Origin of the sequence: Kitasatospora cineracea, from assembly GCF_003751605.1 — a bacterium.
Lineage (GTDB): Bacteria > Actinomycetota > Actinomycetes > Streptomycetales > Streptomycetaceae > Kitasatospora > Kitasatospora cineracea.
In genome coordinates this window covers 617,208-636,329 of the sequence record NZ_RJVJ01000002.1, presented here as the reverse complement: position 1 = coordinate 636,329, position 19,122 = coordinate 617,208, and the positions used below count along the sequence as shown (strand labels likewise).

At 74.5% G+C, this 19,122-nt stretch carries 11 protein-coding genes and 2 pseudogenes; 5 read left to right on the top strand and 8 right to left on the bottom strand.

Annotated features, from left to right (window positions below; translation table 11 throughout):
* Positions 1-49 precede the first annotated feature (49 nt).
* Positions 50-421 carry a YbjQ family protein gene (locus EDD39_RS29315; RefSeq protein ID WP_030463158.1) on the bottom strand — a complete coding sequence of 124 codons (372 nt, stop codon included), beginning with the start codon at positions 419-421 and terminating at the stop codon, positions 50-52.
* Between the two features lie 142 nt (positions 422-563).
* On the opposite strand from EDD39_RS29315, the gene EDD39_RS29310 reads away from it, so the two are divergent.
* Together EDD39_RS29310 and EDD39_RS29305 are read left to right on the top strand one after the other, a co-directional pair.
* The gene (locus tag EDD39_RS29310; protein WP_123561829.1) at positions 564-1,481 is read left to right on the top strand and encodes a hypothetical protein; all 918 of its coding nucleotides are present in this window, start codon (positions 564-566) and stop codon (positions 1,479-1,481) included.
* A 17-nt stretch (positions 1,482-1,498) separates the two neighbouring features.
* The gene (locus EDD39_RS29305; RefSeq protein ID WP_123561827.1) at positions 1,499-2,245 is read left to right on the top strand and encodes an aminoacyl-tRNA hydrolase; all 747 of its coding nucleotides are present in this window, start codon (positions 1,499-1,501) and stop codon (positions 2,243-2,245) included.
* 706 nt (positions 2,246-2,951) lie between these two features.
* On the opposite strand, the gene EDD39_RS29300 is transcribed toward EDD39_RS29305, so the two are convergent.
* From EDD39_RS29300 to EDD39_RS29285, 5 genes and pseudogenes are all read right to left on the bottom strand, one after another.
* A complete protein-coding gene (locus EDD39_RS29300) occupies positions 2,952-4,196 on the bottom strand; it encodes a TIGR02679 family protein (RefSeq protein ID WP_123561825.1) in 1,245 nt (414 codons plus the stop codon).
* A 2-nt stretch (positions 4,197-4,198) separates the two neighbouring features.
* Positions 4,199-8,320 carry a TIGR02680 family protein gene (locus tag EDD39_RS29295; protein WP_123561823.1) on the bottom strand — a complete coding sequence of 1,374 codons (4,122 nt, stop codon included), beginning with the start codon at positions 8,318-8,320 and terminating at the stop codon, positions 4,199-4,201.
* Entirely contained in the window at positions 8,320-9,183 is an 864-nt protein-coding gene (locus EDD39_RS29290; protein WP_279638455.1) for a TIGR02678 family protein, read from the bottom strand. Before EDD39_RS29290 ends, EDD39_RS29295 begins: the two co-directional genes overlap by 1 nt.
* A gap of 95 nt (positions 9,184-9,278) precedes the next feature.
* Positions 9,279-9,560, bottom strand: a pseudogene (locus EDD39_RS42295) (DUF2398 family protein); the annotation flags it as partial.
* 43 nt (positions 9,561-9,603) lie between these two features.
* A complete protein-coding gene (locus EDD39_RS29285; protein ID WP_244257348.1) occupies positions 9,604-11,226 on the bottom strand; it encodes a TIGR02677 family protein in 1,623 nt (540 codons plus the stop codon).
* A 127-nt stretch (positions 11,227-11,353) separates the two neighbouring features.
* Here EDD39_RS29285 and EDD39_RS29280 point away from each other — a divergent pair, with 127 nt between their 5' ends.
* Positions 11,354-11,899: a Uma2 family endonuclease gene (locus EDD39_RS29280; protein WP_123561819.1), complete on the top strand. Its 546-nt coding sequence runs from the start codon at positions 11,354-11,356 to the stop codon at positions 11,897-11,899.
* Between the two features lie 559 nt (positions 11,900-12,458).
* On the opposite strand, the gene EDD39_RS29275 is transcribed toward EDD39_RS29280, so the two are convergent.
* Entirely contained in the window at positions 12,459-13,007 is a 549-nt protein-coding gene (locus EDD39_RS29275; protein WP_123563432.1) for an LURP-one-related/scramblase family protein, read from the bottom strand.
* A 291-nt stretch (positions 13,008-13,298) separates the two neighbouring features.
* Between EDD39_RS29275 and EDD39_RS29270 the strand changes: the two genes are divergently transcribed.
* Positions 13,299-14,402: a PP2C family protein-serine/threonine phosphatase gene (locus tag EDD39_RS29270; RefSeq protein ID WP_123561817.1), complete on the top strand. Its 1,104-nt coding sequence runs from the start codon at positions 13,299-13,301 to the stop codon at positions 14,400-14,402.
* Positions 14,403-14,405: 3 nt separating this feature from the next.
* Here the strand turns inward: EDD39_RS29270 and EDD39_RS29265 are convergent.
* Positions 14,406-14,891, bottom strand: a pseudogene (locus tag EDD39_RS29265) (MBL fold metallo-hydrolase); the annotation flags it as partial.
* 118 nt (positions 14,892-15,009) lie between these two features.
* Between EDD39_RS29265 and EDD39_RS29260 the strand changes: the two are divergent.
* A complete protein-coding gene (locus tag EDD39_RS29260) occupies positions 15,010-19,056 on the top strand; it encodes a DUF7927 domain-containing protein (RefSeq protein WP_279638467.1) in 4,047 nt (1,348 codons plus the stop codon).
* Positions 19,057-19,122 lie beyond the last annotated feature (66 nt).

The following is a 19,122-nucleotide window of genomic DNA, read 5'->3' as shown; positions in this document are numbered from 1 at the left end:
ACGTCCGGGGCCCGCGGCGGTGCCCGGGTCGGGTGGGGCGGGGGTGGGGTCAGGTGAGGGGCTCGATGACGGCGGCGGTGCCGTACGCGCAGACCTCCGTTCCGACGTCGGCGGCCTCGGTGACGTCGAAGCGCATCATCAGGACGGCGTTGCCGCCGCGGGCCCTGGTCTGTTCGACCAGGCGCTCCATGGCCTGGTTGCGGGTTTCGACCAGGGTCTTGGTGAGGCCCTTGAGTTCGCCGCCCATCAGGGACTTGAAGCCGGCGCCGATCTGCGAGCCGATGTGCCGGGAGCGCACGGTGAGGCCGAACACCTCGCCGATCACCCGGACCACCCGGTGTCCCGGCACGTCGTTCGTGGTCACCACCAGCACGCCGCCGGCCGGGTCCTGCCCGCCGCCGAAGTCGTTGAGTTCGCTCATGCCCCCAGCCTCCCGCCCGACCGGCCCGCCGCCCGCCCCGGCGCGCCGGGGAGCCGTGTTCCGCGCCCGCGCGCCACCGCCGGCGGGCACCGGATCACCGGAGCTGATGGACACCGGGCACCGGGTTTGTCAACCTTGTCGCATGGGCGAGCGAAACGATCAGCCACAGGGGCCGCACGCGGCGGAGGAGTCCGGCGCGCAGGAGATCGAGGCCACGGTGGTGCTGGGCCTGCGGATCACCGACTGGCCCGCGCTGCGGGCCGCCGCGCGGGCGGCCGTCGAGGAGTTGGAGTTCGACGGCATCGACCCCGAGGGCCAGCGGGCCCAACTGCTGCGCGAAGTCGCCGAGGACCCCAACGCGGCCCTCGGCGCGCTGCTCCACCCCGACCGGCTGGTGGCGTCGCTGCCCGGCATCGAGGCGCTCGGCGGCACCCTGGAGATCAGCGTCACCGACGACTTCGCCCCCGACTTCGCCGAACTGTTCCCGCTCGACGACGACGGCGACACCGGCGACTGGACCCTCACCCCGCGCACCGCCTGCCTGCTGCACACCCAGCTGATCAGCCTCTCCGACGCCGCCTACGAGGACCTCGACGACCACGGCGACGACCCCGTCACCGTCGCCGACGAAGGCGACTGGACGGTCTTCGGCCGCCTCCAGCAGCGCACCTGGAGCCTGCACCGCGGCTGGCGGCGCGCCTTCGCCCGGGCCTTCGACGACCTCGCCGACGACCTCGCCATCGGCGAGTGGCCGCTGCCCCGCTGCCCCGCCGAGGACGTCGCGCTGCGGCTGGCCCTGGCCGACGCCCGCGCCCTGCTCGGCGCCCAGCCCGAGTCGGTCGCCGACATGATGGGCGACCTGCCCGCCGACCTGTACGACTACGACTGGGACGGCTGCACGGACGAACTGTTCGGCGTCTACGGCCCGGACGAGGAGGACGGCGACCTCGACGCGGGCCAGCGGATCGACCAACTCCTCGCCGCCACCCACCCCGAGGGCTGGTTCCTCGACTACGAGGACGCCGAGGAACGCGACCCCGGCCGCGGTTACCGCCGCTGAACTGGCATGCTGAGGGGGTGAGCTCCCCCTTCGACCTCCCCCCTCAGCAGCCCGCCGCCCCCGCCGTGGGCGGGCACGCCGAGGACCGCGACACCCGCCCGCAGTACGTCCTGCCGCTGGTGGTCCGGCTGGAGCGGACCGACCCGCCCGCCCGCACCGACGCGCTGGAGACCTCGGCGCGCGCCGTCCTCACCCTGCTCGCCGACCCCCGGGTCACCGAGCCGGACGGCGAGTGGGCCGAGCGGGTCGCCGCCTGGGAGGACGCCCGGATCCGCAAGGTGGTCCGGCGCGCCCGCGGCGGCGAGTGGCGCAGGGCGGGCGAACTGCCCGGCATCACCGTCACCGGCGAGCACGGCGCCGAGGTGCGGGTCTTCCCGCCGATCCCGCTGGACGGCTGGCCCAAGGAACTCGCCAAGCTCCAGGTCTCCGGCACCGACCTCGACGACCCCGAACCGCCCGGCCCCGCCCCCGAGGGCCGCCCCGTGCTCTGGCTCAACCCCGACCTCGAGATGAGCGCCGGCAAGACCATGGCGCAGACCGGCCACGCCGCCCAGCTCGCCTGGTGGGAACTGGACGACGACCGGCGCGCCGAGTGGGCCGCCGACGGCTTCCCCCTCGCCGTCCGCACCGCCCCCGCCGCCGCCTGGCCCGCCCTCACCGACGGCCACCTCCCGGTGGTCCGCGACGCCGGCTTCACCGAGATCGCCCCCGGCAGCTGCACCGTCGCCGCCGACCACCCCGCGGTGCGCCTGCGGCGTCCGTGATGCGTCGCCCTGGCCCCGGTTGGGCGACGCAGCAGGTGGGGGCGCGCGTGTTCGTGGTGGCTGGGTGCCTTCGGGGAGTCGGCGGCCTTGTCGGCCTCGATGGGGCCGGTGGCGGTGCCGGGGCGGGTTGCGGCGCTGAGCGCGCGGGCGGAGGGGCGAGGTATTCGTAGCGGACGAGGAGCGTCGGTCTCCTCCGTCTGCAAGGACCACGACGACTTGCGGCACGGAGTGCGGCCGCTGCGGCACGCCGGTCCACGCGGTGGTGGGCCCGTGCGCTGCGGAGGTCGTTGTCCGCGCCGAGCGCGCCCCGCCGGTTCCGGGTTCATCGCGGCGCACGCGCACCCTGATGGCTCGGCCGGGCTGCTCATCGAACTGGCCGACGGGTGCGTGTACACCCTCCTCCCGGACGAGCTGCCCCGGCTCAAGGCCGATGTCCACCGGTCGCATCGGCCTGTCACCGCAGGGCATCAACGCCCGTCGGTGCCTTCGGAGCCGGGGTGCATGCGCCCGAAGAAGGCGTGAGCGGGATCGCCCCCGGCAGTGCCACTGTCCGTCGCCGACCGACCCGCCCTGCACGGGCGTTGACGGCCCGGTCCGCGCCTCCGGGGGGGCGTGCGGGAGATGGCGCTGGTTCATGGGGAGCCGAACCGGGCGGTCCTGGTTGTCGGGGCTGGGGGCGGGCGCGACCGGCGGATGAGTTCCTGAGTCAGCCGAGGTCGGCGAGGAGGAGGTCGAGGAGGCGTTCCTCCTCGACGCGCAGGGCGTGTTCGGCGAGGGCGGGGGAGAGGGCGGGGTCCCAGGGGGTGGGGGCGGGGGAGCCGGTGGTGAGGGGTGTGCCGTGGCCGTCGCGGACGGCGGCGAGGTAGGAGGGGGTGTCGTAGCGCCAGGGGGTGGCGCCGGGGAGACGCAGGACGGCGGTGGCGATGCGGACGCCGCCCCAGTCGAAGTCGCCGTGGTAGGCGAGGGGGGAGCCGGCGGCGGCGAGGGCGGTGAGCAGGACGCGGGCGGCGACCGAGGGGGTGCCCTCGACGCAGACCATGGGCGGGCAGTCGGGGCCGTACGTGTCGGCGGCGGCGGCCAGAATCGCGGGGTTCTCGCAGATGTGGACGGCGCGTCCGTCGAAGTCGAACGCCGGTGAGTATCTTGTGAGTTGACGGAGCGTCAGGAGACAGGGCTCGCCGTCCTCGCGGGCGGCGGCCAGCAGGCGTCCGGCCGGGCCGGTGGGGAGGGCGGGCAGGTTGAGGACCAGGACGCGGGAGGACAGTTCGTCCAGCGCCACGCCGGCCGAGGCCCAGGCGGCCCGGCGGCCCTCCGCGCCGTTCGGGAAGTCGGCGCCGGGGCTGAGGGCCCGGACGGCGGAGAGGGCGAGGGCGGAGAGCGGGCGGCCGTGGTCCAGGGCGTGGGCGTCGCCGAGGGAGCGGGCGGCGAGAACGGGGAGGGTGAGGCCCTCGGCGGGCAGGCGGGCGAGGACCCGGACGGTGTCGGCGGCGAGTCGCCGGGCGGTGGCCGGGTCGCCGCCGGAGAGCCGTTTGAGCAGCCCGGTGGCGGACAACCCGGCGCGCCAGGCGGCGAGTTCGGGGTGGCCGGTGACGGCGGGGCGGTCGAATTCGGCCAGAGCCCGCTGCCAGGCCGCGGCCGACGCGGCCTGCTCGGCGCGGCGGTCCACCACCGGGCCGGTCAGGGCGGTCACGGCGGCGGCGAGGCCGTCCGGGCTGGCGCCGCTGTCCCGGAGCACGGCGTCCACGGCGGCGAGGGAGACGGAGAGCGAGCGCCCGGGGCGGGCTGGGCGGCCCAGCAGACGGGCGACCGCGGCCCGTTGGGGTTCGCTCGCACCGGCCAGGGTGACGGTGCCGTCGAGGGTGTGCCCGTCCTCCAGGCGGCGGCGGGCGCGGTCGAGCAGCCAGGCGAGTTCGGGGCTGCCGAGCAGGCGGCACAGGCGGGGGAGGTCCATGGTCAGGTGAACAGGGTCTCGGGAGCGGGGTCGGCGGGGGCAGCGGGGAAGGCCGGGTCGGGGACCCGGGTGCGGTGGCGGCCGTCCCACTCCCAGCGGGTGACCAGGACGGCGGCGATCTCGTCGACCCGGGAGAGCTGGGCGACGGCCAGGCCGGGGACCTGGGGGTAGCAGCCCCACTCCCGTTCGGAGGTCATGACGACGTCGAGGTCGAAGGCGGCGAGCAGGCCGAGGGACTTGGCCCGGGAGTCGTCGTCGACGCCCGCGAATGCCTCGTCCAGGGTGACCAGGCGGGGGGCGTGCGGGCTGCCGGCCGAGGCGTAGTGGGAGGAGGCGGCCGCGAACAGCGGGAGCGAGACGGAGAGCACCCGTTCGCCGCCGGAGGCGGGACCGGTGGCGGACTGCCACTTGCCGTGCTGGTGGCGTTCGATGCCGAACTCGTGCCAGGACCGGTAGTCCAGGGCGGTGGTGAGGTGTTCGAGCCAGGTGCCGGAGGGGCTGTCGGTGCGGGCCCGGTCGATCTGGCCCTGGAGGAACTCGCCGAGGGCGGTGCGGTCGGCGTCCGTCCAGGCGTCGGAGGACTGGCGCAGCAGGCGTTGGCGGGCGGCGCCGAGGCCGGCGGGCGCGTTGCGGGCCGGGCGCCAGACCAGCCGGAGCAGCATGCCGGTGCTGGTCGGGCGGTCCTTCAACTCCTCGTTCATCCGCAGGACCTGCCGGTCGGCGGCGCCGACCAGTTCCTGCAGGGTGCCGGCCACCTCGGTGATCAGGTGGTTCTCCAGGATCTCCTGCTCGCGGGCGGAGAGCAGGTGCTGCCGGTCGGCGACCTCGGAGGTGAGGGCGACCGCCAGCTCGGGGACGGAGTGCTCCCGGCCCTGGAAGACCACGTCCACGACCAGGCCGTCGTCCAGCAGCCGGGCCGGGGCCGTGTGCCCGTGCCGGGACAGTGCGTCGGTGAGGTCCTTGTGCTCGTCCATGACCCGCTTCTGGACGCGTTCCCACGCGGGGTCGGAGTCGTCCACCGACTCCAGTTCGCGTTCGACCGAGCGGGCCAGCCGGACGGCGGGCTCGGGCGCCCACGAACCGGCGCCGGCGTCCAGCTCGGGCAGTGCGACGGCGAGCAGGCCGGTGGCGGCGAAGCGGCGCAGCGCCTCGATGGCCTCGGCGCGGGTGCGGGAGGTCTCCTCGATCTCCTCGCGGAGCCGTTCGCGCAGCGCGTCGGCGGCGGCCTGGGCTCGGTCGGCGGCCTTCTCGGCGCGGCGGGCGTCCTCCTCCGCTTCCTTGCACTCGTTCAACGCCAGGGACACCTCTGTGAGTTGGCGTTGCAGTTCGGCGACGGCGGCGCCGACCGTGGCGTCGAGGGCCTGGTGGCGTTCGCCTGCGGCGACGGCCTCCCGGGCCGCGGTGCGGGAGCGTTCGGCGAGTTCGGCGGCGTGTTCGGCGGCCCGGGTGTGCTCGCCGTCCTCGGCGGCCAGCGCGGCCCGGGCGGCCCGGGACTCGCGGACGGCGGGCCACAGGCCGGCCAGGGCCTCCCGGTAGCGGCCGAGGGCCTCGCGCACCTCGCGCAGCTCCTCCTCGGCGGCAGGAAGTCCCAACTCTTCGGAAAGAGAGTGGAGTTCGGCGACGGCCCGGTCGGCGGCGGCGGTGGCCCCGGCGACCGCCCGGTCGGCCGCCTCGCGGCGCTCGGCGGCGCGTGCGTACTCGCGGCGGGCCGCCGACACGGCGGCGTGCGCGCCGCGCAGGGCCGAGTCGTCCGGTAGGGCCGCCTGTTCGGCGGCGAGGGTGTCCAGGTCCGCTTCCAGTCGGGCGGAATCCGCCTCAAGGGAAGCCAACGTACCGTTGATATCGGCGAGTTCGGAGTCAATGGCGGCGAGTCGGGCGCGTCGGGCCTGTTCCCGGGCCCGCTCGCCGAGGTACTCGGCGGTCGGCTTCGACCAGGCGCCGGTGAGCGCGCCGAGGCGGAACCGCCCGTCGAGGGCGATCCAACTGCCGTCCCCGGGAAGCTCCTCGCCGGGATCGAGCAGGCCGATGCCGGCCAGCAGCCGGGCGACCAGCTCATCGGGGAGCGCGGCGGCGGCCGGGTCTTCGCGGTCCACGGCGGGGCGCAGGACGGCGGCCAGCGACCGGCCGGCCACCGGAGCGCCGACGGCCGCCAGCGTGTCCCGGGTGTCGGCGGCGGCCACCCTGCCGTCCGGGGCGACCCAGGCGTCGAGTAGCCCGGACGACTCCAAAGCCGCTTCCAGTGAAGACTTCTGACCATCCGTCATGCCGTCCGCGAAGTCGACCAGCCGCCACAGCGGCGCACCGGCCCGGCTCTGCCGGGCCTCCGGGGCGCGGGTGTACGGGGCGCGGGGGCCACTTCGGCCCCCGGCCCGGAGCTCCGCCCACTCGGCCCGCAGCGCGTCACGGCGTTCGGCCGCCGCGCCCCGTTCGGACTCCAACCGGGCCCGAAGCCGGGCGAGTTCGAAGCCGACGGCCTCCGCCGTCCGCTGCGCGACCGCCCGGGCCGGGTCCGGCCCGGCCAACGTCTCTACCCAGTGCGCCAGTTCGTCGAGCGTGCCTTCGGGATCGGCCGGCCGGACCAGGGCACAGCCGGCGAAGTGCGCGCCCACGGCCGCCAGGTAGTTCCGGCCGGCCTGCCCGGCGCCCTCCTCGGACTCGGCCCGCAGCTCGGCCCGGTGCGCCAGTTCGCCGTCCGACTCCGCCAAGAGGCGGCGGGCCGCGTCGAGTTCCCGCGCAGCCGACCGGGCGGTCGCCAACTGCCGTTCGGCCAGGACCACCGAGCGGAGCCGCCGCTCGACGGCATCGGCCGCGCCGCGCTGCGCCGCCTCCGGGGTGTCGCCCGCGGTGAGCGGGCCGTCGACCCGGTCGGCGTGCTCGCGGCCGATACCGGCCGCCGCGGCCTCCGCCCCGGCCGTGCCGGCGGCCGTCGCCAGGACGCGTTCGGCGGCCTCGGAGCGCGACTTCGCGGCGCCGAACCTGGCGGCGAACCTGGCCAGTTCGCCTTCGGCCCGGAGCCGGTCCGCCTCGGCCCGCTCGGCGGCCCGGGCCGTGCGGTCGGCCAGTTCGCGAGCCTGTTCCAACTCGTGCGCCCCCCGCATCTCCGGGCCGGCCCGCAGCACCTCGTTCCGGGCCTGTAGGCCGGCCCGCCGCCGCTCCAACTCCTCCAGCCGGTCCTCGGCCTCGGCGAGCGCGGTCCCCGCGGCCTCGAAGTCCTGTTGGGCGGTGTTGAGTTCGGCCCGCTGGGTCTCGTAGCGGGCGTGCTGGAGGCGCGGCGCGCGGGCCTTGCGCCGGGCCGCCACCCGGGCGTAGCGGCGGTAGTGCTGGAGGAAGCCGTTGGCGGCGCGCTCGGCGGCCACCATCACCGCCAGCTGCTCCTTCTCCTCGTCCAGCGAGCGGAACGCCTCGGCGACGTCGGCGACCACGGCCTGGTCCATCGGCGGCAGCGACTCGGTGAGGGCCAGCGAGAGCGCCTTCTCACTTGGGCGCTTGGACAGTTGGGGCTGCCGCAACTGCACCAGCAGGTCGACCAGGGCCGCGTACCGCTGCTCGCCCAGGCCGAACAGCGCCTCGTCCACCGCCCGCCGGTAGGCCCGGGCCGAGTCGTACAGCAGGCCGCGGCCGTCCAGGGCCTCAGCCAGCCGGTCGCGGCCGATCGCGGCGCCGGTGGAGTCGAGCAGCCGCAGTTCGGGGCCGACCCGCCGGTCGGTGACGAAGAACCAGTGCCGGGCGATGCCGCGACCGCTGACCGCCTTCAGGCCGCAGCCCAGGGTGGTGTAGCGCGCCGTGCCGTCCTCGTCGAGGCGGCCGAACTCGATCCAGGTGTAGCCGAGCCGCTCGGGGTGCGGGTGTTCGCCGCCGAGCAGGAGGTTCCACTCCATCCGCTTCTTCGGGTCGGCGTCCGGCTCCACCCGGTGCGGGGAGAGGTCGCCGTCCAGTAGGAAGGGCAGCGTCAGGGCCAGCACCTTCGACTTGCCGGTGCCGTTGTTGCCGCGCAGCAGCAGCCGGCCGTCGCGGAAGTGGAACTCCTCGACGTCGTAGTAGAAGAGGTCGACCAGGCCGACCCGCAGCGGCTGCCAGCGGGTGCGGCCGGGCAGCGGCAGCGCCGTCCCGGCGGTCGTGCTCATCAGATTCTCTTCCCCTTCGTGCTCTTCGGTGCGGCGCCCTTCCTCGGGGCGCTCTTCCCCGCCGCGCTGCGGGGAGCGCGCCGGCCCGGCTCCAGCAGGATCGTCTCGCCGACCCGGTACCGGTCCAGGGCCGGGCGGGCCCGGACGGCCGGGGTGCCGTCCGCGGCCGCGACCCGTTCCAGCAGGCCGAGGGCGGCCAGCCGGTCCACGGCCTGCTCGGCCAGTTCGGCCTCGGCACCCGGTTCGGTCGCGCTGCGCCGCCAGAACCCGGCGTGCTCCAGCGCCCAGCCCGCCACCCGCCGGTGCAGCTCCGGCAGCGGGACGGTCGCCCCGCTGCCCGCCAGGTGCTCGGCGAGCAGCAGCGCGACGTGGCCGTCGGTGCCCTGCTCGGGCATCCGCAGGTCCGTCAGGTCGTCGTCCGGGTCGACCATCGCGATGCCCTCGGCCCGCACCTCCGGTACCAGCCCGGTGAGTTCGCCGATCCGCCGGGTCAACGCGCCGCGCTGCGAGGCGAGGTAGCCGCTCTCGGCCTCGGACAGCCCGTCCAGGTAGAGCACCGGGTCGTCCAGCAGCCGCCGGGTCAGCGAGTGCCGCAGCGCCCGGTTGCGCAGGTCGTCGCTGTCCGGCAGCACTTCGGCGTCGAGTTCGGCGAGGCGCTGCGCGAAGCCCTCCGCGCGGACGGTGCTCGGGCCGCGCCGGGAGACCAGCAGCCCGGCCAGCACCCGGCGGTCGACGTCGTACAGGGCGTCCCCGGAGGACTTGAGGAACGCCTCCTCGTCGCCCGCGATCTTGGCCAGCGCGCCCCAGCCCAGCAGCAGCCGGACCACCGCCACCAGGTCGGCGCGCTCCTCGCGGTCGGCCATGGCGAAGACGACCCCGCGCGTTCCAGCGCGGGGTCCGCCGCGGCGAGCACCACCTGTTCCGCCAGCCTGCCGAGCGCGATCTGCTGCTCGGCGCGCTCCAGCGCGGCCAGGCACAGGCAGAACAGGACGTAGCGGCGCCGGGAGAACGGCAGTCCGGTGCGCTGGTCCCGGGCCGGGTGGGTGGGGTCGTCGCTCCGGCCCGGGGTGCGGCGCAGCCGGGCCACCTCGGAGTCCACCAGCAGCGGCCAGCCCGTGTTGCGCTCGAACCAGGTGCGGAGCTCCGTCGCGTGCTGCCGGACCAGCCGGAAGTCGTCGGCGTGGGAACCGCCGGCCCGCAGCAACGGCCGCTTCAGCAGCGCCCGCGCGGCCCGTCGCACCTCCTGCGCCCGCTGTGCGGCCAGGGCGTCGCCGAGGCGGTCGTCAGGCACGGTCGTCCTCCAGTGACTCGGACGCGGACGGCCCTTCGTGCGCGGGTGCGAGGTCGATGATCTCGACCAGGTGCTCCGGGCCCCGCAGCGTGCCGTCCAGGGTGTCGATCTCGGCGGTTCCGTTGCCGGGCAGCCTGGTCAGCCTGATCTCCATCGTCCCGTCGTTGGTGGTGGCCGAGACCGAATCGGTGCCCGGGCGCCAGGCCGACAGCGCGTCGCCGAGGAGCAGCAGGAACAGCCGGAAGGCGTCCCGGTCGAGCTCGCCGAGGTCGCTCAGGCGCACCTCGCCCCCGGTGGCCAGCCGGGCGCGGGCGGCGGCGGTCTGTTCGGCCTGCTTGCGGGCCAGCTCGGCCAGGTACGTCTTGGCCTCGCCGCGGTCCTGCACGGCCCGGGCCCGGCCGCGCCGCTCGTACGAACCGGTGCGCCGCAGCTGCGGGCTGATCCGCACACCGGGGGCGTCGTACCAGGACGCCGAGGCGGACACCGGGTCGGCCTCCCGTTCGGCCAGCGCCTCCTGGTCGATCGTCAGGTGGCGGGCCGAGTACAGGCCGAAGGCGGAGCGCCACAGCCGGTGGCGGGCGTCGTCGTCCGGGGCTTCGGCGAACCAGCGGGCCAGCTCCCGGAAGTCGGCGGAGCGGTCCGAGCGGCCGGCCCTGCGCTCGTTCAGCGCCTGGACCACCGCCAGGAGTTGGGGGACCGCCTGGCGAGCGGCCGAACGCAGCAGCTTGGCCTGTGAGGAACGCCCCGGCCTGCTCAGGAACCAGGCCCGCAGCCCGTCCCAGCGCCCCTGCCAGCGGGCCTCGGCGGCGGCCAGCGCCTCGGCCGCGGCGTCCGGTGCCGCGTCCTCGGCCTCGCGCTCGGCCGCCAGCCGCAGCAGCGGGCCGACCGGCCCCTCCGGCGGGGCGTCCAACTCCTCCAGCAGTTCGGCGATCTCGGCGCCCCGGGTGACCAGGTCCGCGATGAACCGTTCCAGGTAGTCGATCAGCCGCTGCTTGTAGGCGAGGAACACCTCGACCTCGGCCTCGTGCAGGTCGACCGTCCGCTGCAGCGACCCCATGAAGGCGCGGGCGTTCTCGGCGAGCCCCGAGAAGCGCTCCACCAGCGCCAGCAGCGCCAGGTGCACCACGGCCGGATCGGGTTCGGGCCGCCGGGCGAGGGCCAGCACGGCCCGGAGCTGGGCCGCGATGTCGGCCAGCGCGACGGCCTGCAGCTCACCGCGCCGCCCCAGTGCCCCGTCGTACGCGGCCAGTGCCTCCTCGACGGCCTCGCCCTCACGGGTCAACTGGTAGATGCTGCGGGCCCGGTAGAAGTCCTCCAGCGCGGTGACCCGGCCGGTGTCCGGATCGGCCCGCAGGTTCTTCCACCTGGCGAGCTGCACCAGCGCGGCCGCGACCACGTCGAGCGGCGGCCGGCCCTCCGGCGGCAGTCCCAGGTGCACGTCCTCCGGGCGCAGGTGGACGGTGAACTCCTGCTTGGCCCGGACGAACACGCCCATCACCTGCCGGTACAGCGCGCTGTTCGCCGCGCTCAGGTGCGCGAACGGCCGGTACGGCTCCTCCCGATCACCTTCGTCGGCGGGTGCTCCCCCCGCACGCGGGTCGTTCTCGCTGGTCACACCCGCCATTGTGTCGGACGGGTGAGCCGGGGTGGCCGGATTCGCCGAAACCGGACCGCCCACCCGCCGGGGCGCCTCGCGGAGTGCGGCAACCCGTACGTTGAGAGGAGACAGGAAGGAGCTGTTGATGAGCGTCGATGCGGTCATGCACACCGAGTTCCCCGCAGGCTACGTGGTCTTCTTCGGTACCGACGGGAAGGTACTCATGACCCCGCGGAGTGAAGAGCACTCCCGCACGATCAGGTCGATGCACATCGATTCCCTGACCCTCGGCCGACACGCGAAGGTCATCTCCGACGTGTACATCGACTTCCCGGCCGACGAGAACTCCGCCCCCGATTTCGCGATCGTGCGGGAGGGCGCACAGCGAGAGGGCAAACGCTACGGCTTCGAGGACGTGCTGCTGATCGCCGAGGTGGTGTCGGTCTCCTCCGCGCGCAAGGACTACGACGACTGCACCGCGAAGTACGGCCGCTACGGCATCCCCGTCTACATGGTGGTCGACCCGTACGCGGCCGAGGTCGTCGTCCACACCCGGCCCACCGGCTCCGGCTACATCGCCGCCCACACCCACCAGTACGGCTCGGGCAAGCTACCGATCGAACTGGCCGACGGCCGCACCTACACCCTCGACCTGGACGAGCTGCCCCGGCCCGAGGTCGACGCCCGCTGACCGCGCGGGCGGGGCCTTCCGGAGCGGGTGCCCGGTCGGCAGTCGACGGCGAGGGGCTCGCCGCGGGAGTCGACCGGGGTGTGCACGCCGGGGGCCGCCGAGAGGCGGGAGCCCTTGCACCGCGTCCGAAGGCGCTTGCCGTGGCTGCCCGGGTGCATGTGCCCGAGCGGGGCGTGAGCGAGATCGCCCCCGGCAGCTGCACCGTCGCCGCCGAGGCCGGCACGCGCCGCTGACCCGCCCCGCCCCGCGCCTGCGGCGCCCGTGCGGCAGCGCCCCTCTCCGACGCGACGCGGCGGCGCATCGGGTCAAGGCCGTACGTCCGGCGGGTGCGGGTGCTCCGGCAGGCCCCCCGGAGGGAGGAGGGGAGGCGCTCCCGCTGCCGGGGACGGTGGGAAGGCGTCCTCGCGACCGTGCCGCACCGCTCCCGGCCCGTCCGTCGGAGGGGCGCGCCGGCCAGGGCGGTGCGCACGAGTCCGGTCGGCCACTGCGGCTGACGGTCTGTCGTGCCGCGCCTGCAGATCAACGGCCCGGTTACACCGACGACTTGTCCGTCCGGCGGTCAGTCGCCCGGGTGCGCCATCGCGTCGATGGCGATCGCGGCGGCCAGGACGGTGGCGTGGTCGGTGTCCGGGCCGATCTCCAGGCCGTAGGTGTCGCGCAGGCGGAACCACTTCTTCGACACCTCGGCGACCTTGGTGCCGTCGCGTTCGATCGTGTACTCGTGGTCGAGGACGTTGCCGTGGACGGCGAGGTCGGGGCCGTCGGCCTGTTCGATGTGCCAGCGGTCGCGGAGGGGGTTGATCAGGGCCTTCTTGACCATGGCGATGCGGTGGCCGTCGGCGTCCTCGATCTCCATCGTGTCCTTGACGCGCAGGGCGCGGCCCTGGACGGTGGCGACGCGGTGGCCGGCGCGGTCCTCGATGTGGAAGGTCTTGCGCAGGCGCATGGCCTTGCCGTCGACCTTGTAGACGTGGTCGCCGGAGTCGTCGTCGATCCAGTAGTCGTCGCCGATGGCGAGGACCTTCTGGCGCATCCGGTAGCGGGTGACCCCGTCCCCGTGGTCGAAAGCGCGGTTGGCCTGGCGGCGGGCCCGTCGTTCCTCGAACATCCCGGTGTCCTCTCCTCGCGGTGCGGCGGTGCGGCGGTGCGGCGGACGCCGCGCCGCTGTCGGGTGCGCCGTCCGTGGGCCTTTCGTACCGCCGCCCGGGCGAGGACGCATCTTTTCGTCAGGGTCCTGCGGCCCTACCGGACCGGTGGGGCCGCAGGTAGCTTCGGCTCCGGAACCCCTGGTGGCGGGCGCCCCGCCCGCGACCGGGACGGCGCGCCCGAACCGGGCCCGTCCACCGGGAGGCGGCCCCGCCACCGGAAGAACGCACGAGACAGGAGAGGAAGCAGCGAGATGTCGCCGACCGCCGACGGACCGGACCGCCGCGCGCAGGGACGGTGGTGGTCGAAGCCGTGGGTGCTGCCGGTGGCGGCGATGGCGCTGGTGGCGACGGGGGACGCGCTGCTGGGGGTGAACCTCGGGCTGCTCCCGCTGTTCGCGATCGGCCCGGCGCTGGCCGCCGGACGGGGGACGCCGCGGACGGTGCTGGGGTCGGCGGCGCTGGGCCTGGTCCTGGTGCTCCTGCTGGCGGTGTACGACGGGGTGTGGGGGCACACCAGGGTGCTGGTGGCGCTGACGGGAGTGGCGCTCACGGCACTGGCGGCGTGCTGGGTGTCGGTGGCCAGGATCAGGGCGGAACGGGAGCTGGTGGACGTCCGGGCGGTCGCGGAGACGGTGCAGAACGTGCTGATGCCGCCGCTGCCGCCCCGGCTGGGACCGCTGGAGCTGACCGGTTCGTACCGCTCGGCGCACCGGACCGCCCGGGTCGGCGGGGACGTGTACCAGGCGGTCCGAGTCCCGGGCGGGGTGAGGATCCTGGTCGCGGACGTGCAGGGCAAGGGGCTGGAGGCGGTGAGCGCGGCGGCCGTCGTCCTGACCGCGTTCCGCAACACGGCGCCGGACGCCCCGGACCTGCCCTCCCTCGCCGCGCAGGTCGAGCGGGCGGTCCTGGAACAGACCTCCGGGGACCGTTTCGTGACCGCGCTGCTCGCCGACGTCCGCGACGACGGCCGCACCGTGCTGCTCGACCACGGGCACCCCGTCCCGGTGCTGCTGCGCGCCGGGGAGCCGACGCCGCTGCTCCCGGTCCTCGAACCGGCACCGCCGTTCGGGCTGTCCGCCCTGACCGGGGCGCCCGCCCCGCGGCCGACCGCGCTGACCCTGCACGAGGGCGACCGGCTGCTGTTCTGCACCGACGGCCTGACCGAGGCCCGGGACGACGAGGGCGCGTTCTACCCGCTGGCCGCCCGCGCCCCGGTGCTGCTCGCCCCGCCCTGCCCCGAGCAGGCCCTGCAGCGCCTGCGCGCCGACGTCGAGGACTACACCGGGACCGGCCCGGACGACGACTCGGCCCTGCTGCTCTGCGACTTCCGCCCGCGCGAGGCTGCGGCGGCCTGACACGTCCGGGACGGCGCCGCGCACCCCGCCGAAGTGGTCGGCGTGGCTGTGCGTGTCCAGCACGCCGGTCACCGGGCGCTCGCCCCGGTGCGTCCGGTACAGTGCCGGGCCCGCCGCCGCGGTCTCGGCGGTCAGCAGCGGGTCGATCACCAGGACGCCGCGCTCGCCCTCCACGATCGTCATGTTCGACAGGTCGAAGCCGCGGACCTGGTAGATCCCCTCGGTGACCTCGGACAGGCCGTGGTCGGAGACCAGCCGGCTCTGCCGCCACAGGCTCGGGTTCACGCTGTCCGGGCACTCGCCCGACAGGGAGCCGTACGCCTGAAGGTCCCGCACCGTGCGCCCGGCGGCGTCCTCGACCAGCGGGTCCGCCGCCGTCCCCGGGAACCCGCGTTTGGCGTCCTCGAAGTCCCGGGTTCCGGGTGCAACCCGGGTGCGCCCGTTCGGGGCCGGTTTCCGCGTGTCAGGGCCACGCGGATAAAGGGGCATTAAAGGGAAGGCAAGAGTTCCTCTTGACGGATTGTCAGTCTTGAGGGAGAGGCACCGGATGCTTCGGTTGAAACCGGCAGGTGGTCGGGGGCGCACGTGGTGGGAGCCGGCCTTGGCGGTGACGCTCGGCCTCACGTTGAGCGCCCTGGGCGCGGCCCCCGTCGCGGCCGCGGACCGGTCCGGGCACGGCGGACCGGCGGCGAAGTCCGCGGCCGGGCCCGGTGCGCACCGGGCGGCGGGGGTGCCGGCCGATCCGGTCGTGGTGTACGCCGAGGACTTCGAGAACGGCACGGCGGGCCTGGCCCCGATCCGGCTGCCCGCCTACACGGGGGCCTCGGGCATGACGTACACCGCCTCGCCGTCCTGGCTGGCGTTCTGCAACGGCTGGGTCATGGACTACGACGAGCGCGGCCCCGTCCCGGCGGAGTGCAAGACCGACGAGTTCTGGAACACCCTGGCGGACGTGGCCACCGCGATCGGCGAGTACAGCGGTGACGCCGCGCCGACGAAGAACCACAGCGTCGCCGCGTGGACCGAGGACGGCACGTACACGCCCACCGACGTGCAGCTGCAGACCAACTCGACCATCCCCGTCACCGGCGCCAACCACTACCTCACCGCCTCCGTGTCCTCCGGCGCGGTCTGCTACCACGGCGCGTACGCGGACCCGCAGCAGAACTTCTTCCTCACCACCGGCGGCAGCGAGATCGCGCTGAACACGGTGCCGCTCAACCCGTGCACCGACCCGGGCGCCAAGGAGTACACCTACCCGGACGCCAAGGCGCCGATCGACGTGGTGCAGGCGACGGCGAACAAGCCGTACCTGTTCACCGGCAGCGAGTTCGGGATCATCCTGCGCAACAGCGCCAACACCGGCTCGGGCAACGACGCGGCGTTCGACAACATGCGGGTGCTGGACGTCACCCCGCGGATCGACAAGTCCTTCAGCCCCTCGCCCGCCCCGGTCGGCGGGTCGTCCACGTTGACGTTCACCATCACCAACACCTCGGACCTGCTGGAGAAGGACGGCTGGTCGTTCACCGACAACCTGCCCGCAGGGCTGACCGTGGCGGGCACCCCGAACACCGCCACCACCTGCACCAACGGCAAGGTCACCGCCGGCGCCGGGGGCACCTCGGTGAAGCTGGCCGGCGACCTGACGGCAGGTCAGGCGTCCTGCACGCTGAGCGTGGACGTCACCTCCGCCACCGCCGCCACGTACCAGAACTGCGCGGAGAACACCGCCGACCTCGTCGGCCTGCTGGCGCCCGAGTGCGCGACGGTGGAGTTCGCCGTCCCGCAGTACACGATCACCAAGACCGCCTCCCCGCCGTCCGGCAGCACCGTGCACCCGGGTGACAAGGTCACCTACACGGTGACGGTCGACAACACCGGCCGCGTCCCGGTGGACGCCACCGCCGTCGACGACCTGACCAAGGTGATCGACGACGCCGCCTACGACGGCGACGCCAAGGCCGACACGGGCACCGTCTCCTACACGGCGCCGAAGCTCAGCTGGTCGGGCACCCTGGCGGCCGGCCGGAGCGCCACCGTCACCTACTCGGTGACCGTCGACAACCCCGACGCGGGCGACGGCAAGCTCGACAACAGCGTCACCGGCAACGGCTACTCGAACTGCACCACCGGCACCGAGGCCGGGTGCACGACGCACGAGGACGCAACCGGCATCAAGGTCACCAAGACCGCCGACACCGCCACGGCCAAGCCCGGCCAGAAGGTCACCTACACCGTCACCGTCACCAACCTGGTCGGCGCCCCCCGCACCGGCGTGAGCATCACCGACGACCTGACGAAGGTCCTGGACGACGCGGCGTACGACAACGACGTGAGGGCGAGCGCGGGCACCGCCTCCTACACGGCGCCGAGCATCACCTGGAGCGGCGACCTGGCGGCGAGCCAGACCGTGACGATCACCTACTCGGTGACGGTCGACCAGCCCGACACCGGCGACCACCAGCTCGCCAACGCGGTCGTCGGCCCGGCCGACTCCAACTGCGCGAGCGGCTCCACCGACCGGGCCTGCTCCTCGACCGTCCCGATCGCCGAACTGAGGATCGCCAAGTCCTCGGACGCGAAGAACCCGGTCAAGCCCGGCGACAAGATCACCTACACCGTCGTCCTGAGCAACCCCGGCACCGCCCCGTACACCGGCGCCTCGATCACCGACGACCTCGGCAAGGACCTCGACGACGCGACGTACGGCAACGACGCGAAGGCCAGTGCGGGCACCGTCTCCTACGCCGCCCCCGTCCTGTCCTGGAACGGCGTCGTGCCCGCGGGCGGCTCGGTGACCATCACCTACTCGGTGACCGTCGACAAGCCCGCCAAGGGCGACAAGCAGGTCACCAACGCGGTCGTCGGCCCCGCCGACTCCAACTGCCCGCCCGGTGGCAGCGACCCGGTCTGCTCCACCACCGGGAACATCGCCCAGCTGACCATCGCCAAGACCTCCGACGCCGGGAACCCGGTCAAGGCGGGCGACAAGGTCACCTACACCGTCACCGTCACCAACACCGGCACCGCCCCGTACCCCGGCGCGAGCGTCACCGACGACCTGAGCGGCGACCTGGACGACGCCACGTACGGCAACGACGCCAAGGCGAGCTCCGGCACCGTCGGCTACACGGCGCCGGTGGTCTCCTGGGCGGGTGACGTGCCAGCGGGCGGCTCGGTGACGATCACCTACTCGGTGACCGTCGGCAACCCCGACACCGGCGACTACGAACTCGCCAACGCCGTCACCGGACCGGCCGACTCCAACTGCCCGCCCGGGGGGAAGGACCCGCGCTGCACCACCCGCGACCGGATCGCCGCGCTGCAGGTCGCCAAGACCTCCGACAGCCGCCGCGCCCCCGTCCGGCCCGGGGCCAAGGTCACCTACACCGTGACCGTCACCAACCCCGGCAAGGCCGTCTACCCGGCCGCGCAACTCACCGACGACCTCAGCCGCGACCTCGACGACGCCACGTACGGCAACGACGCCAAGGCCGTCAACGCCAACGGCACCGCCGTCGGCACCGCCACCTACGCGGCCCCCGTGCTCACCTGGACGGGCGACGTCGCACCCGGCGAGACCGTCACGCTCACCTACTCGGTGCGGGTCAACAAGCCCGACACCGGCGACAAGGAACTCGCCAACACCGTCGTCGCCCCCACCGGCTCCAACTGCCGGGCCGGATCCACCGACCCGGCCTGCTCCACCAGCGACGACATCGCCGCCCTGGCCATCACCAAGACCTCCGACGCCAAGACCCCGGTCAAGCCCGGCGACACCGTCACCTACACCGTCGCCGTCACCAACGACGGCACCGCCGACTACCCGGCCGCCTTCGCCGCCGACAACCTGGGCGGCACCCTGGACGACGCCGTCTACAACGGCGACGCCAAGGCCACCTCCGGCACCGTCACCTACCGGGAACCCGTCCTCGCCTGGGCCGGCCGCGTCCCCGCCGGACAGACCGTCACCCTCACCTACTCCGTGACCGTCAACCAGCCCGACACCGGTGACCACCAGCTGAGCAACGCCGTCACCGGCCCCAACAACTCCACCTGCCCGCCGCTGCGCAGCGCCCCCGGCTGCACCACCGCCGACGGCGTCGCGGACCTGGAGATCACCAAGACCTCGGACGCCAAGGACCCGGTCAAGGACGGCGACACCGTCACCTACACGGTGACGGTGGCCAACACCGGCAAGGCCGACTACCCCGGCGCGGCCGTCACCGACGACCTGAGCGGCGACCTGGATGACGCCGCGTACGGCGGCGACGCGAAGGCCACCTCCGGTGCCGTCTCCTACGCGGCCCCGGTCCTGTCCTGGAACGGCGACGTGCCCGCGGGCGGCTCGGCAGTGATCACCTACTCCGTCACCGTCAACAACCCCGACACCGGCGACCGGGAACTCGCCAACACCGCCGTCGGTCCGGCCGACTCCGACTGCGCGCCCGGCTCGACCGACCCCGCCTGCTCCACCCGTGACCGGACCGTTCCGAACCCGGCCCCCAGCCCCAGCCCGACCCCGGGACCGGCCCCGCTGCCCGACACCGGCACCGGCGCCCTGGTCTGGTACGCGGGCATGGCCGCCGCCCTGGCCATCGCCGCCGGCACCCTCCTCACCACCGCCCGCACCCGCCGGAGCCGCCGCTGACCCGACCGCTCCGCCCCACAGCCCCCGTGCCTCCCGGCACGGGGGGCTGCCCCCTTCTCCGGCGTC